Below are 15,593 nucleotides of genomic sequence, written 5' to 3'. Positions count from 1 at the left end.
GTCATGTGCCTGTTACGGATTCGCATTACCCAGTTTGCGACATATTGTGGAAAATCAGGGCTTGTCAGAGTATTAACACGATATATAGTTATATTAAGGCCGGGGCGGGTGTTCCCCGCTCTGATGTCAAAAACGGGCAGAGCAGAGCGAGGAGCGATTCTGATATGGACGGAGACTTCAGGACCGAATTTGTCAGGGAGCCAGGTGCATTGAAGCATCATCCGGCATTGGTTTTGAACGCCGATTATCGCCCCCTGTCTTATTACCCGTTGTCCCTGTGGCCCTGGCAAGAGGCGATCAAGGCCGCCTGGCTGGATCGGGTCGACATCGTGGCCGAATACGACGAAGTGGTTCGCAGCCCGAGTACGCAGATCCGAATACCTTCGGTCGTTGTTTTGAAAGACTATGTAAAACCCAGAAAGCGCGTGGCCTTCACGCGCTTTAATTTATTTCTGAGGGACGAGTTCCGATGCCAGTATTGTGGCAGTCGCGGTGATCTGACCTTTGATCATGTGGTGCCACGCGCCGCCGGTGGGGTGACTAGTTGGCAGAACGTTGTGGCGGCCTGCAGCCCGTGCAACCTGCGCAAAGGGTCGAAATCACTGCGTCAGGCAGGAATGAACCTGCGTAAGCCGCCGCGCCAGCCTGACGCCGAAGCACTGCGCAATGTTGGTCGGAAATTCCCCCCCAATCACTTGCACGAAAGCTGGATCGATTTTCTGTATTGGGATGCAGAGCTGGACGAATTCTAGGCCCGGCCTGACTTCCACGCCGCGAGCCAGATCAGCACCAGAACAGCCGAGGCAATGGCATTCCACCCAGCCATCGAGATGTTGAACATTTCCCACGGGATATCGTCGCAGCGAACCAAAGGCGCGGACATAATCTGATCGAACAGATCGTCATTCGACATCCCACTGATGCTGCCGGATGTGCAACTGGTCGGACCTTCCCACCACCCCTGCTCAACGCCGGCGTGATAGAACCCAATGCCCGAAGTGGTGGCGGCGGCCATTGCGCCACAGAGGGGCAGGAAACTTAGCCTTGGTAAGGCCAGCGCCAAAACGCCAATTGCGATTGCGAACCCATGCGGGTAGCGCTGCCAGATACACATTTTACATGGGGCAAGGCCGCCCAGATGCTGAAAGCCAAAAGCTGCCAGCAGAAGGGCCAGGGACCCAAGACTTGCCAGTGCGATAAGTTGTGAACGTCTCGTCATAGGTATTTCACCACCAGGAAGCCACCAAACAACAGGATGATGAACAAGGTGAACATCAGCCCCAGGCGTTTTTCGATAAACTCACGGATCGGCTCGCCAAAGCCCCAAAGCAGGGCCGCAACAAGGAAGAATCTGAGCGCGCGTGCCAGTATCGACGTTGCGATGAATGTTCCAAGCGGCATTCCTGTCCAGCCGGACATAATGGTGATGACCTTGTACGGGAAAGGCGTCACACCGGCGGCCAGAACCGCCCAGAACCCGAAATCGTTGAAGCGAGTGTTGAATTCTTCCATCGCATGAGCCTTGCCCATTGATTCAAGAATGGGCTGTCCCAGACTTTCATAGAAAAACGCACCAATCGCGTAGCCCAGCATCCCGCCCAGAACCGAAGCCACCAGGGCAACAGATGCAATCAGCCAGGCGCGCGACGGGCGCGCCAGGATCATCGGAATCATCAGAACGTCGGGGGGGATTGGAAAGAACGAGCTTTCGACAAAAGCCACTACGGCCAGCGCCCACAGCGCATGAGGGTGTTCCGCCAGACGAATTGTCCAGTCATAAAGCGATCGCAACATTAAGCACTCAAATCCCGTTCTCGACCCGGGAAAGCCAAACCACGCACCTGACGGCCCGTCAACCATCGCAGTGGAAACAAATGGATTATTGGATGATTTTTGCCTCTGGACCTTCCCTTTGATGGGCGCTAATCCAGTGTTCGTGGCCCAAGTGGCGGAATGGTAGACGCAGGGGATTCAAAATCCCCCGGTAGTGATACCGTGCCGGTTCGAGTCCGGCCTTGGGTACCAAAGTAAAAACAGGGAGTTAGGGGAACCTGCTTCCTGTTTTTCTTTTCGGGCCACTTGCGTGTTCGCACACTTAATTCTTACTTTTCGATCTGGTCTGGTTCCTTTCAGTCCTCTGGTATCAACTTCTCCCTGCGAAAGGGCACCATATACGACCCGCTGTTGAACCGACCTGAACATATTTGGGAGCAAAGACCAGGAAGACCGATCTGGCGGGTATTGCTGTGTGCCAGAGGGGAAAATTCGAAATCTGCGCTCATATATGCGGATTGATGCGAGTCAGGCTGGCGCTGGCCTTGACATTGATAGTATCTGAATGAACCCTCAAAGGGGTTGGGAGAAACTGGAAAATTCAACAGGTTGCACCTGCTGTAAGGCGGGCCGATTATCGTTATCGGCACAGTTTTATGGGCAGATGATCGATTTGAATTCCAACTGCCAGACAAAAAATGTGGGAGTATTGAAATGAGAAACAGCAGCAAATTGAGCCTCGGCGCGTTTGTAACCGCAGCCATGTTGGCTCCGGCGGCGTATGCCGAAGAGTTCATTACAATCGGTACCGGCGGCGTGACCGGTGTTTACTATCCGACAGGTGGCGCGATCTGCCGTCTGGTAAACAAGGGCCGGAAGGAACACGGTGTCCGCTGCTCGGTCGAATCGACCGGTGGCTCGGTCTACAACATCAACACAATTCGCGAAGGCGAGCTGGAATTCGGTGTTGCCCAGTCCGACTGGCAGTATCACGCGTATAACGGCACCTCGAAATTTGAAGAGGCCGGTCCTTTCGAAAACCTGCGCGCCGTCTTCTCGGTCCACCCTGAGCCCTTTACTGTTGTGGCCCGCGCCGATGCAGGCATCACAAACTTTGAAGACCTGAAAGGCAAGCGCGTGAACATCGGGAACCCCGGTTCCGGTCAGCGGGGCACCATGGAAGTTCTTCTGAGCGAAATGGGCTGGTCAACCGATGATTTCGAACTGGCGACAGAGCTGAAAGCGGCTGAACAATCGGCTGCCCTGTGCGACAACCAGATCGATGCTATGGTTTATACCGTTGGTCACCCGTCTGGTTCGATCCAGGAAGCCACCACAGCCTGTGACTCGGTTCTGGTGAATGTCAGCGGTGAAGCCGTGGACAAGCTGGTCAACGACAATTCGTTCTACCGTACTGCAACCATCCCCGGTGGCATGTACCGTGGTTCTGACGGCGACACCCAGACGTTTGGCGTAGGTGCGACTTTTGTGACTTCGGCAGATGTGTCGGACGACGCGGTATATGCGGTGGTCAGCTCGGTCTTTGAAAACTTTGAAGACTTCAAAAAACTGCACCCGGCGTTTGCCAACCTCAAGCCCGAAGAAATGATCGCGGACGGCCTGTCGGCGCCGCTGCATCCGGGGGCCGAGAAGTATTACAAAGAAAAAGGCTGGATTCAGTAAACCAGACCTGAAGCAGGGCGCTTTTTAGGGCGCCCTGCACAACGCCTGTACCAAGCAGGTGAGTTAGAAGGTCAAAAATGGCCGCGACGGGGAGACATTTGATGAATTCCGACACTCAATCCAATCGTCCGCTTTCCGAAGAAGAGCTTCAGGATCTGGTCGCATCATCCGACGCGGGCGGGCGTAATCCGGTCGGGAATGTAGGTGTCTTCCTGGCGATTGTAGCCGCGATCTGGTCGATTTTTCAGGTTATCCTGGCGTCGCCGCTCGCAAACTACGTGTTGCCAGGTAGCGTGGTAAACAATGCGCGGCAATTCCATCTTGCCTTCGCTCTGTTTCTGGCCTTTGCAGCTTATCCGGCACTAAAGTCCAGCCCGCGCGGCTATATTCCGGTTCAGGATTGGATCATGGGCTTGGTCGGTGCGTTCGTCGCGCTGTATGGCTATTTTTTTTATGACAAGATCGTAAATGCGGGCGGTTTGGCCGACGATACGGACAAATGGGTCGCGTTGCTTGGCTTGGTGCTACTGTTCGAGGCCGCGCGACGCGCGCTTGGCCCGGCCATGGCAATTATTGCGACGATCTTTTTGGCCTATGTCTTCTTTGGCGCATCTGAATGGGTGCCGGAAGTGATCCGCTGGAAGGGTGCAAGCCTGAAAAAGGCGATGAGCCACATGTGGATCACGTCAGAAGGCGTGTTTGGCATCGCATTGGGCGTTTCCACGAAGTTTGTGTTCCTGTTCGTGCTGTTTGGCGCGTTACTCGATAAAGCCGGGGCAGGGAACTATTTCATCAAGATGGCCTTTGGTGCGCTCGGGCATCTGCGCGGTGGTCCGGCAAAGGCGGCCGTTGTTGGTTCTGCTGCAACCGGCCTGATCTCGGGCTCGTCGATTGCCAACGTTGTGACGACCGGAACATTTACCATTCCGCTGATGAAGCGTGTGGGCTTTAGCAGTGAACAGGCCGGATCGGTCGAAGTGGCCTCATCGGTCAACGGTCAGATCATGCCACCTGTGATGGGCGCGGCTGCCTTCCTGATGGTGGAATATGTGGGCATCTCATATGTCGAGGTGATCACCCACGCCTTCCTCCCTGCGGCGATTTCTTACATCGCGCTGGTCTATATCGTGCATTTAGAAGCTGTGAAGCGAAACATGCCGACTTTGGGCGACCGTGACGTGCATCTGGCGCGAACCGTTGTGGGTATGTTGGCTTTCTTTCTGGTGTTTGCAGGGCTTTGTTACGGCTCGCAATTCCCGGTCGATGCTGTAACAAGCTGGGTACCGTCTGCGGCAGGCCTGGTGCTGAGCTTGATCGTCTGCGCGGTTTATGTCGGATTGCTCTATCTGGCCGCTCAGGTGCCGGACCTTGAGCCGGACGACCCGAATGCAAAAGAGGTCACGCTTCCTGTTATCGCTGATATTTATAAGGCAGGTTTGCATTACCTGCTGCCGATCATCGTTCTGGTTTACTTCCTGATGATCGAACAGAAATCGCCGGGACTGTCGGCGTTCTGGGCGACCGCTTTGCTGTTCGTAATCCTGCTGACGCAGAAACCGCTCAAGGCTCTTTTCCGGGGGCAGAGCAATCTCAAGAACACCTTTGTCGATGGCGTCGCTGACCTGTGGCAGGGGTTGATTGATGGTGCACGGAACATGATCGGTATCGCGCTGGCAACTGCCACTGCGGGCGTGATCGTCGGCACAGTGACTTTGACGGGTGTTGGGCAAGTAATGGCTGACCTGGTCGAGTTCCTTTCAGGCGGCAATCTTATCCTTATGCTGGTTATGGTTGGGCTGCTCAGCCTGATTCTGGGCATGGGTCTGCCGACCACGGCGAATTATATCGTTGTCAGCTCGTTGATGGCCGGGGTCGTCGTTGAACTGGGCGCGCAAAGCGGGCTGATTGTACCGTTGATCGCTGTGCACCTGTTTGTGTTTTACTTCGGGATTATGGCCGATGTTACACCGCCTGTTGGGCTTGCAAGCTTCGCGGCGGCTGCTGTGTCGGGCGGTGATGCGATCAAAACCGGTTTCACGGCGTTTTTCTACAGCCTGCGCACCGTGGCACTGCCTTTTGTGTTCATCTTCAACACTGATCTTCTTTTGATCGACGTTACATGGCTTGAAGGGATCACGGTGGCCGTTTTCGCGACCATAGCGATTCTGGTCTTCACGGCGGGTACGATGGGGTATTTCCTGACCCGCAGCCGTATCTATGAAAGTGTCGCGCTCGTTCTGGTGGCATTTGCTTTGTTTCGACCAGACTTTTTCATGGATCGTATCTCGCCTCCGTTCAAATCGGTTGAACCCGCTGCATTCGAAGAAACCATTGGTCAGACACCGCCGGGAACAGATGTACGCCTGGTCGTCGCGGGCCCCGATTTCGATACGCTCGAGATGGTGGATACAACCGTTGTTGTCACTGTGGGCGACGAAGAAGGAGGGGCCGCGCGAGTCGAGGCGATGGGCTTGCTGCTGGTCCCCGAGGACGGACTGATCAAGCTTGACGAGCCGCTGTTCGGCACGCCGGTGGCCGACGATCTGGGCATCTTCGACTACTATGGCGATGAACCCGTACGCCTGGCCTCGGTCAGCTTACCGTCCGACCAGCTGCCCAAGCAGTTGGTTTATATCCCAGCGATGATCCTCTTGGGACTTATCGCGTTCCTGCAACGCGGCCGTGCCGCCAGACAAGGGGTGCCCGCATGACACGTTCTGTTCTGTGTGCCATTGATATCAGCAATGGCGAGATTGATGCTCCGGTCCTGAAGAAAGCCGCAGCTTTGGCGGATCTGGAAGGGGCACAGTTGGATGTTGTGACTGTGTTGCCCGATTTCGGGGAAAGCTGGGTGTCCGGGTTCTTTGAATCCGATTTTCACGACAAGGCGTTGGCTGAGGCGCAGGCCAAACTGACGGCGCTGTGTATTTCGGCATTGGGGGCCGAGCGCAATGAAAGCATCCGCCATGTCGTTGCGACAGGCACAGCCTATCAGGAGATTCTGAAAACCGCCGAAAGCGCCGGTTCCGATCTGATTGTGATCGGCGCGCATAAGCCGGATTTTAAGGACTACCTGCTTGGCCCGAATGCCGCGCGAGTGGTGCGGCATTCCAACGTCTCGGTGTATGTCGTTCGCTGACTGATTTTCCAGCGCGCAAAAGATCGCGTCGCTGGTCGTGAACAAATATCGGGTTGGTTCAGTAGCCTGTCATCTCAAGATAGCCAACGCCTTCATGGCTGCCGGTTACGGTGACAGGGCCTTCCCAGTATTCGAAACTGGTACCCATCCACGCATCAGGTGTCAGGGCGGAGACCTGAATTTCTATGCCCCGGTCCACAAGATCGACTTGCCAGTGTGTCGGGATGTCACGCCCGGCAACCTCGTTGGTACTCAGCGGCAAAAGGCTGATTGAGCCGTTGGGGATGGCCTCAGTACTGCCGTCTGAATTGATCCAGGTGGCCGAAGTGAAGTCGCCTCGGTCCCCGCGCAGGCGAAAAGCCATCAGCTTATCGCCGCCCTCAAAGCTGAGCGAGAACCAATCCCAACCCCTCTGATCTGCCGCCAAGGGTTGTGAGGACCATTCCCGATCCAGCCAGCCCTGACCGGTTACACGGACTTCGCTATCCGGCAAATGCAGCACGCCTTCGACTGTATAGAAGGGCTGCGAGTAATAGTAACTTGCCTGCCCATCAGAAGATTTGACCGAATAGCCCGCGTCGCCGTGAAGAACCAATGGCCCTTGCGCAGTCAGCGAAAGGTCATAGCCGAAGTCTTCACCATTTGCCGTCAGTGACAGGCTGTCCAAATCCGATCCGGCCATGCGCCATTCATCAATCCAGGCCTCAAACGGTTGTACTGTCACACCGGCCTGCCCAATCCCCCCGCGTGACAATCGCTCGGTAAAAAGATGAGCCTTGGGGGTCGTCACGGCAGCATGACCCATCCAAAGTTGCGGGCTTTGCCACCCGTCGCTGTCATAGGGCTTCAGGGCAGATCGGAACAGAGTCCATTGAATGCCATAGTCCAGGCCGTCGTCCCCTTGGAGATTGGCCGTCAGATACCACCATTCGATGCGGTAGGCCGGGTGGGGGCCGTGGTCCCTTGGGAAATCAAACTCATACCCGGCTACTGGCACGTCAAAGCCTTCGGCCGACCCGCCGAGACCTGCGTAGCCCTGCGCCCAAAGCGGTATCGGGTAGAGCCACATAAGAAGGAACAGGAGGATCCTAACGTTCATTGGCGAACACTCTCAGCAGATCGGCGGGTGGCAGGCGCAGCATCCGTAGCGCGGGCAGGGCGGCGGCAAGCAGGGCAGCAAGAAGGGTCAGTAGAAACAGCCACAGCCAATCCCAGGGGAAGACGAACATCGGCAGGCGCCAACCAAAAGCCTGAACGTTGATCACCGTCAGCAGAACCCATGCCAGAACAAGCCCAAGTGGCAACGCCAGACAGGCGGTCAATGCCGCCAGCAATAGGCTGCGCAACAGTTCCAGCCCTGCAAGTTGCGCCCTGTTCAGCCCCAGCGCCCAGACCGGTGCGATCTGTGGCAGGCGCTGGGTCCACAGGGTCAGCAGACTGGTGAGAATGGCAAATCCCGCCACGCCGAGGGTCAGCACATTCAAGGCCGAGGTCACGACAAAAGTCTTCTCAAATATCGACAACGACTGCGCCTTCATTGCAGCTTGCTGTACGACAGACTGACGTGGAAGGTTGAACCGTTCCCTTAAGGTTTGCGCCATTTCGGTTGCGTTTTCGGGGTTTAGACGAATGCCAAAGCGGCGGGCCTCCGTACCCGGAGCGATCCGGTTCAGTTGGTCCATCGAGACGATGGCTTGCCCGGTAGGATTCCCATAATCCGAATAGACCCCGGCGATGGTCAGGATGTGGTCCGGCGATAAGGCCAAAGCACCGCCGGGCCAGAGATCGGCACGCCGGGCCAGTTGCTCGTTGATCAGAACCGCACGCCCGGCCATGACGTCATCCCATGCATTCGGCGTTGAGGTGATCACTGGCCAGTTCTGCCGATAGACCGGATCATCCACGACACCGTAAAGAAACAGAGGCCCCGTTTCGTGCGACAATTCCACATTTCGGATTGGCAGAATGGCTTCGACCTGAGGGCGCAGCCAGTCGGTAATCTCCTGCCCCTGATCGTCGTCGCTGGCTGTCAGGTAGAGTTCTGACGTCAGGCGCTGGTCAAGCCACCCGACGAATGTCAGCCGGAAGCTGGACACCATCGTGCCTACGCCGACATTCGCTGCCAAAGCCAGCAACAGGGCCATCAGGGCAAGTGACAATCCGGGCAGTTGTGCCCGCATATCCGCCCAGATCCATTGGGCAACAGGCCCCCGCGCTGTGCTGGCGCAGAATGAAAGCATTACTGACAAAAGCGCAGGCAGCACCAGCGCTGCACCGGTCAGCAAGCCAGCCAACAGGGCAAACCCGGCGATCAGCCCCCCGAAACTGACATAGGCCAAACCGCCACCCAGGATCATCACCAATCCGAATGCCGCTGCAAGATTGCGCGCGCGGGGGTCGCCCCGCCACGCTTGAACGCCCGGACTTGTCAGCAGGGGCATACGCGACAGGCGCCACAATGCGTGGCCGCTGGCCAGCAATGTGCCAAAGACTGCCATGGCAATCCCAGCCAGAACCCATTCCGGTTGCAGCGTCAGTTGCCCTGTTACCGGTGCGCCGTAAAGGCCACGCAACGTGGCCGCGACATCGGGCAGAAGTGCTCCGGCCAGAAAGAAGCCCAAAAGCAACCCGACGAGCCCACCGATCAAGGCCAGAAATGTCAGCTCGGCAAGGATCAGCCAGACCAGTAATCGCATCGAGGCGCCCAGTGCCCGCAGCGTGCGGATAATGCCCCTGCGTTGCGCAAATGCCAGCCCGACTGTGCCGTTCACGATAAAAAGGCCGACCGCGAAGGACAGCAATCCAAAGGCTGACAGGTTCAGGTGGAAACTGTCGGTCAGTCGAGCAGTGTCGATCTTTTGTGACGGGCTGATGCGTTCCAGCTCTGGCGCGATCGTGGTCAGGGTCTGAAGCCTGCGGGGTTGATCGGGCAGAATAATGAGCCGCGAGACTGAACCGGGCTGATTCAGAAGACGTTCGGCAACGCCGATATCCGTCAGGATCACATCCGGCGGCAGCGCTGAGGTACTGAGAACCGGGGGCAGAGTGCCCTGATCGCGCAACAAGGGCTCCAACTCCGTCGAAACCAGCAGGCGGCCCGGAGCAGTCAATATGTCCGCCGGGCCGGGCGGCGCACCGCTTTGCTGGGCCTCGGTAATTGCGGGCAAGGCGCGATAGGCCACCATATCCACGCCCATCAAACGCAACGTACGTCCAGCGACCCGATAAGGGCCTTCCAGTACGGCGGCCACCTGCCATCCTGCGCGACGCAGGTCGACATAACGGGACATGGGGATGAAACCGGCTGGATCACGCAATTCGTCAAACTGCCCAAGTGCCAGCTGGGCGTTGGCACGGGAATAGCTGGCGCGGGCCTCGGCATTGATGGCCTGTACAGCGGACCACAGACCAGTTGCCAGGGCGATACCGATCAGCAGCGTTGCCAGTTGCAACCAATGCACCCGCCAATGGGACAGCAGGGCCTGGACGACGGCAGATGTCATTGGATGCACCCGCCGCTCAGGCGTAGGTGCGTGTCCAGTCGGGCCGCGATCTGCGGGGAATGCGTCACCAGCAGTAAAGCTGCGCCAGTATCAGACACAAGTGACAGCATCAGGTCCAGCACCTTGGCGCTGGCGGTTTCGTCAAGATTGCCCGTCGGCTCGTCCGCCAGCAACAGTTTCGGGCGCGCTGCCATGGCGCGTCCGATGGCCAACCGCTGTTGCTGGCCACCTGACAAGCTTTCGGGGTAGCGGTCCAGCAGATCCAAAAGCCCAAGCCGTTCGGCCAGTTGCCCAGACCAATTGACATCCTCGGTACCTGCAAGGCGGGCATGAAAGGACAGGTTTTGCCCCACGGTCAGCGATGGGATCAGGTTGAACTGCTGGAACACCAGCGAAACCTTACTGCGCCGCAACTCGGCTCGGCCCGCATCATCTAAAGGGGATAGCGGCGTGCCATCCAGCGTGATTTCTCCACCGTCGAAACTGTCCAGGGCGGCGGCCAGGTTCAGCAAAGTGCTTTTTCCACTGCCGCTTTCACCGGTCAGTGCAAGCGTTTGTCCCTGATCCAGTGTCAGAGACACGTCGCGCAGAACGGGTCGCCCGCCGGGGTAGGTTTTCTGAACTCGGTCGATGATCAACAGCATGAAGCGCCCTTTTTGCACAGGATGTGCGTTGGACTTCCCAACTGTCCAGTGCAGACCTTACTCCGGTTCCTTTCGCCGCAGGCTACCTTATCCGGTGGCGGGGTTGTGCCTTGCGTTTTGAAAGGTCATTGTGCCTTGACAGTTCGTGGCCGAAAATCAGGGTGTAAATACATGACGTTGCTGCATCAGATCGTTTGGGGCAGTACCTTTCTGGGTATCTGTATCCTGATCGAGATTCTCTTTCTGACCTGGTGCACGATGTCCATAATCAAGATGGATAAAAGATGGGTCACACGCGGGGTGTTTGTGGCAACCGCGGGGCCAATTGCCGTTGCCTTGGGCTTCATTATCGCAACGCACACCATTCAGGTCTGGATCTGGGCTATCGTCTGGGTATTGCTGAATGTTCTGCCGGACTGGAACTCGGCCATCTATTTCTCGTTGGTGACGTTTACGACGCTCGGATACGGCGACATCGTTTTGGGTGAAGGGCTGCGCATTTTCGGCTCGTTTGCCTCGGTCACCGGGCTGTTGGCGTTTGGATTGTCGACCGCGTATCTGGTCGCACTGATGACACGCGTCTTTCAGGAGAGGTTCTTTTCCTAAAGGATCGGAGCAAACAACCGCGCCAGCGGCGCACCAAAGCGGATGTGGGCCGGTTGTTGACGCAACCTGCGGGTCAGTTCGTAGCTAGATTCGAAATCTTCTTGTAGCATCTGGTCGACGGCCTGCGCAGCCCGGGCATCAAAGAACAGCGCCATTGCTTCGAAGTTGAGGCGGAAGGATCGGTTGTCGAGGTTTGTTGTTCCAACAGCGGCCAGCGTCTCGTCAACAACGAACGCCTTTTGATGCATGAACCCACCGGTATAGCGGAACACGCGTACGCCGCAGTCGCGGATTTCATCGAAATAGGCAAACGCGGCCAGCCAGGGCAGGCGATGGTCGATCATGTCAGGAACAAGGATGCGTACATCCACACCGCGCATCGCGGCATGTTGCAGGGCTGTCATGACATCGATGTCGGGTACGAAGTAAGGCGACGCAATCCACAACCGTTCTTTTGCCTCGGCGATTGCCGCAAAGAACATCATGGCGCCAGTTTCGGTTTCGTCTCCGGGCCCGGTCGCAACCAGCAGGGCATTCATGTTCTGTTCGGATTCACTGCCCGCCCAGTCAAGTTCATCGATCAGGTCTTCGTTATGTGCCCAATGCCAGTCTTCGGTGAAGATAAGCTGCAATTGCCGGACGACATGACCGGACATCATGATGTGAGTGTCGCGCCAGTGGCCGAAATGCGGGTGTTTGCCCAGATATTCCTCGCCTACATTGTGCCCACCGATAAAGCCTGTCTCGCCATCGATAATGACGGTTTTGCGGTGGTTTCGGTAATTCAGCTGAAACCGAAAATTCGGGCCGCGTTGTTGACGAGGGTCGGCGACATCAATCCCGGCTTCACGCATGGTATCCAGATACGCGCGCGGCAAACCATAACTGCCGACTGCATCGGTCATGAAACGGACGTGAACCCCACGTTTCGTCGCCTCGATCAGCTTGGATTGCAGTTTGCGGCCCAGTGCGTCGTCTCTGATGATGTAGAACTGAATGAGGATATAGTTCTTGGCCTTGTCGATGGCGTCGAAAATGGCGTCGAATGTGGCGTGCCCGTCAACCAGCAGCCGGGCACCGTTTCCGCTGGACACAGGAAGATGCGCCAGAAACTCGAATGGGCGCGGATTGATCGACATAGACGAGGGATCGGGCCTTGAGTAATCGGCAAAGGTTTTGATCCCTTCAACAACCCGCTCACTTTTCTGGCGCGCGATGCGATATCCGTGAAAGCGATGGTGTCCCAGAAAAAGATACAACGGCACCGCCAGGAAAGGTGCTGATACCAGAAAGACCACCCACCCAACTGCACCTTGCGGTGTTCGCGCGGTTTGTGCTGCTCGGATCGAAAACACAAATGCAGCCACGTACAACGTGAATACAAAGATAGATACCAGCGCTGTCCACATGGGGTCTTACATCTTTCGGGCCGTTCAGTTTGCCCCAGTGTAGATGCGTGACCAGTCTTGCGCCATATCGACAATGATCCATCCCTTGTCAGAACCCTGATCCAGCCCGTCTGCCAGCTTTCCTATTGGGCTTTCGCGGTCATAGGCCCATTCGCGTTCGGCGTCCGTGTGGTGGATCAGAATTCCCAAACGCGGGCCATCACCCGACGTTGTCCAATCCAGCATAGCGAAATCTCCGTCCGAGTTGCCTGCGGCCAGAATCGGGCGTCTGCCAATCGTACGTTCGATGTTGATCGGCTTGCCTTCCTTGTCGTCGATGAAGGCTAACCCCGGTGCCTTGATGATCGTCGGGTTGCCGTCGATCACCTTATAGGTGCTGTCTGCATAGCTCCCCAATATCTGTTCCGGCGGGATACCATATGCATCCTCGGCAAAGGCGCGCATGAAATGAATGCCGCCGCCGGATACGATGTAGGTTTTGAAACCCTCATCACGCAAATAACGCAGCAACTCGACCATCGGCTGATAGGTCATCTGGTCATAGGGCAGGCCGGTGCCAGGGTGGCGTTCGGTTTCCAGCCACTGCGCAACACCTGCCTGAAAGTCATCGACGCTGGTGCCAGAATGCGATGCGTTGACAACTTCGATCAGCGCCTCATGCCCGCCTTCAAGAACGGCCGCTAGATCACCCTTTGCTGCAGCTTCCAAAGCAGGAGTTGCCAGGATCGACGGGTCCCGCTCGGCCAGATCGGCCAGTCGGTCCATGGCAAAAACAAACTGGAAATACACGGGCTGTTCGGCCCAAAGCGTTCCGTCATTGTCGAATACGGCGATCCGGTCATCGGGCGTCACGTAGTGAGCTGAGGCAGGGTCGGTCACCTCGTCAACAAACGAAACGATTTTCGCTTTGGATTCTAGATTGTTCCAAGAGGGCAAGGGGTCGGCGATGGCGACCGTCGCTCCTAGCACACTGCACAATATCAAAAACAGACGCACGGATTATTCCTCAATTTTCAACTGCCAATGAGAAGCGCCGGGGCCCCGGTATCGGGACTCCGGCTTTGTCGTGTCTTGGATCAAACGGCCAGCATCACGGTGCGCCCGGGGGTGACGTCAACTTCTCCATCACCTTGTCGAGGCTGAAGCTCGCGGCTTCTTGCCGGGGAGGGTACTCCTTGAAGGTTTCAAGGAACTGCGCGACATAGGCTTGCGCAGGTACCAGCATGTAGGCACGGTCGAGCATCCAGTCATAGTAGGTGTTCGATGTGCGATAGCCACGCTCGTATGGGTCGCGTCGCAAGTTGGCGATCAATGGCACACGCAGAGGGGTCAGAGGCTCCATCCAGGCGCGCAAGGTTGCCCATGCCTTTTGTTCAAGGAAGGTGATCTTCCAATCACCGAAGCGCAGTGCCGCAAGGTCACCATCGTCGGTGAAATAGAAGATTTCCCTGCGCGGGCTCTCATTTGTTTCGCCGGTCAGCAACGGCAGGATGTTGTAGCCATCCAGATGCACGCGGTAGTCACGCCCGCCGCCAACTTCGGCCACGGTGACGCCTTCCAGAAGATCTTCTTTCACGGTTTCGTTGCCAGCCGCCGCCAGGAATGTTGGCAACCAATCCATATGGTGCACGATCTCGTTCGACACAGCGCCTTCGGCAATCTTGCCGGGCCACCGAACCATGGCGGGTACGCGCCATGCGCCTTCCCATTGGGTGTTTTTCTCACCCCAGAACGGTGTCATCGCGGCATCTGGCCACGTATTCATGTGCGGACCATTGTCGGTCGAATAAAACACGATGGTTTTATCGGCGATGCCCAGCTCGTCCAGCGCAGTAAGGAAGTCACCGATATGCATGTCGTGTTCGATCATGCCAGCCGTATACTCATCCACCTGCTTGCCCACGATTTCATTGGCTTTTGCCCATTTCTCTTCGGAAACATGCGTGCGGAAATGCATCCGGGTGCCTGACCACCAGACGAACCACGGTGTGCCGCTTTCCTCTTGTTTGCGGATGAATTCAATCGCTGCCGCTGCGGTTTCATCGTCGACTGTTTCCATACGCTTCTTGGTCAGCGGGCCGGTATCCTCGATCTCACCACCTGCTGTCGACTTGATCACGCCACGCGGTCCGAAAGCTTGTCGGAAGGTTCTGCCATCGGGCAGATTAGCATCATTGGGATAGTCAATGTTTTCCGGCTCCTCCTCAGCGTTGAGATGGTAGAGATTGCCAAAAAACTCGTCAAAACCGTGGTTTGTTGGAAGATGTTCATCCCGGTCACCCAGGTGGTTTTTTCCGAACTGACCTGTGGCATAGCCTTCTGCTTTCAGAAGGCCTGCAATGGTCGGGTCTTCGATCTGCATGCCTTCCTCAGCGCCGGGCAGGCCAACTTTGGACAGGCCCGTACGGAAAACGGATTGCCCCATGATGAAAGATGATCGCCCGGCCGTGCACGACTGTTCACCGTAGTAATCCGTGAACATCATGCCTTCTTCGGCAATACGGTCGATATTGGGTGTCTGATACCCCATCAGACCCCGCGTGTAGGCCGAGATGTTGGACTGGCCGACATCGTCGCCCCAGATCACAAGGATATTCGGTTTCTGGTCCTGCGCCCAGGCGGGTATGGCCAGTGTCAATGTGGCGGTTACCACGGCAAGTCGGCGCAAGTTACTGCGCCAGGTGCCGGATAGCGAACATGGAGGTAACATGGTTTGCTCCTGATTTGAGAGGATCTTAGTGACCCTTGGAAAATTAAATCTCCGGCGTTCAAACGCATGAACAACACGGCAGCAATGTGTTGATTCCCATGTCGAAAATATCAGATCCTGGGAATC

13 protein-coding genes and 1 tRNA gene are annotated in these 15,593 nt (G+C 56.7%); 6 read left to right on the top strand and 8 right to left on the bottom strand.

Annotated features, from left to right (window positions below):
- Positions 1 to 164 precede the first annotated feature (164 nt).
- Positions 165 to 752 carry an HNH endonuclease gene (locus tag ACR0J7_RS02105; protein ID WP_480485548.1) on the top strand — a complete coding sequence of 196 codons (588 nt, stop codon included), beginning with the start codon at positions 165 to 167 and terminating at the stop codon, positions 750 to 752.
- On the opposite strand, the gene ACR0J7_RS02100 is transcribed toward ACR0J7_RS02105, so the two are convergent.
- Together ACR0J7_RS02100 and ACR0J7_RS02095 are read right to left on the bottom strand one after the other, a co-directional pair.
- Positions 749 to 1,219: a disulfide bond formation protein B gene (locus ACR0J7_RS02100; RefSeq protein ID WP_480505075.1), complete on the bottom strand. Its 471-nt coding sequence runs from the start codon at positions 1,217 to 1,219 to the stop codon at positions 749 to 751. The genes ACR0J7_RS02105 and ACR0J7_RS02100 overlap by 4 nt on opposite strands.
- The gene (locus ACR0J7_RS02095; RefSeq protein ID WP_480485552.1) at positions 1,216 to 1,794 is read right to left on the bottom strand and encodes a YqaA family protein; all 579 of its coding nucleotides are present in this window, start codon (positions 1,792 to 1,794) and stop codon (positions 1,216 to 1,218) included. The genes ACR0J7_RS02100 and ACR0J7_RS02095 overlap by 4 nt, the downstream gene beginning before the upstream one ends.
- A gap of 145 nt (positions 1,795 to 1,939) precedes the next feature.
- Between ACR0J7_RS02095 and ACR0J7_RS02090 the strand changes: the two genes are divergently transcribed.
- From ACR0J7_RS02090 to ACR0J7_RS02075, 4 genes are all read left to right on the top strand, one after another.
- Positions 1,940 to 2,025, top strand: a tRNA-Leu gene (locus tag ACR0J7_RS02090).
- A gap of 462 nt (positions 2,026 to 2,487) precedes the next feature.
- The gene (locus ACR0J7_RS02085; RefSeq protein ID WP_480564643.1) at positions 2,488 to 3,456 is read left to right on the top strand and encodes a TAXI family TRAP transporter solute-binding subunit; all 969 of its coding nucleotides are present in this window, start codon (positions 2,488 to 2,490) and stop codon (positions 3,454 to 3,456) included.
- A gap of 101 nt (positions 3,457 to 3,557) precedes the next feature.
- Entirely contained in the window at positions 3,558 to 6,167 is a 2,610-nt protein-coding gene (locus tag ACR0J7_RS02080) for a TRAP transporter permease (protein ID WP_480913141.1), read from the top strand.
- Positions 6,164 to 6,595, top strand: a complete 432-nt coding sequence (locus tag ACR0J7_RS02075) for a universal stress protein (protein WP_480480811.1) — start codon at positions 6,164 to 6,166, stop codon at positions 6,593 to 6,595. The genes ACR0J7_RS02080 and ACR0J7_RS02075 overlap by 4 nt, the downstream gene beginning before the upstream one ends.
- A 58-nt stretch (positions 6,596 to 6,653) precedes the next feature.
- Here the strand turns inward: ACR0J7_RS02075 and ACR0J7_RS02070 are convergent, their stop codons facing one another.
- From ACR0J7_RS02070 to ACR0J7_RS02060, 3 genes are read right to left on the bottom strand one after another with little or no spacing between them, the layout of a single operon-like run.
- The gene (locus ACR0J7_RS02070) at positions 6,654 to 7,694 is read right to left on the bottom strand and encodes a lipocalin-like domain-containing protein (protein ID WP_480909486.1); all 1,041 of its coding nucleotides are present in this window, start codon (positions 7,692 to 7,694) and stop codon (positions 6,654 to 6,656) included.
- Complete coding sequence (locus ACR0J7_RS02065; RefSeq protein WP_480913139.1) at positions 7,684 to 10,098, bottom strand: FtsX-like permease family protein; 2,415 nt, start codon at positions 10,096 to 10,098, stop codon at positions 7,684 to 7,686. The genes ACR0J7_RS02070 and ACR0J7_RS02065 overlap by 11 nt, the downstream gene beginning before the upstream one ends.
- A complete protein-coding gene (locus tag ACR0J7_RS02060) occupies positions 10,095 to 10,742 on the bottom strand; it encodes an ABC transporter ATP-binding protein (RefSeq protein ID WP_480913137.1) in 648 nt (215 codons plus the stop codon). Before ACR0J7_RS02060 ends, ACR0J7_RS02065 begins: the two co-directional genes overlap by 4 nt.
- A gap of 171 nt (positions 10,743 to 10,913) precedes the next feature.
- Between ACR0J7_RS02060 and ACR0J7_RS02055 the strand changes: the two genes are divergently transcribed.
- On the top strand, positions 10,914 to 11,348 hold the full coding sequence (locus ACR0J7_RS02055) for an ion channel (protein WP_209503849.1): 435 nt from the start codon (positions 10,914 to 10,916) through the stop codon (positions 11,346 to 11,348).
- Here the strand turns inward: ACR0J7_RS02055 and cls are convergent.
- The 3 genes from cls to ACR0J7_RS02040 form a co-directional block, all read right to left on the bottom strand.
- Positions 11,345 to 12,757, bottom strand: coding sequence for a cardiolipin synthase (gene cls, locus ACR0J7_RS02050; RefSeq protein ID WP_267366420.1), 1,413 nt, complete (start codon positions 12,755 to 12,757; stop codon positions 11,345 to 11,347). The genes ACR0J7_RS02055 and cls overlap by 4 nt on opposite strands.
- A gap of 24 nt (positions 12,758 to 12,781) precedes the next feature.
- Positions 12,782 to 13,753: an HAD family hydrolase gene (locus ACR0J7_RS02045; RefSeq protein WP_480485564.1), complete on the bottom strand. Its 972-nt coding sequence runs from the start codon at positions 13,751 to 13,753 to the stop codon at positions 12,782 to 12,784.
- Between the two features lie 94 nt (positions 13,754 to 13,847).
- Positions 13,848 to 15,467, bottom strand: coding sequence for an arylsulfatase (locus tag ACR0J7_RS02040; RefSeq protein WP_480772733.1), 1,620 nt, complete (start codon positions 15,465 to 15,467; stop codon positions 13,848 to 13,850).
- Between the last annotated feature and the right edge of the window lie 126 nt (positions 15,468 to 15,593).

The sequence above is a fragment of the Ruegeria sp. O4 genome, assembly GCF_056535125.1.
Note: the sequence above shows the minus strand (reverse complement) of the source record. Positions and strands in the feature narration are given on the sequence as shown.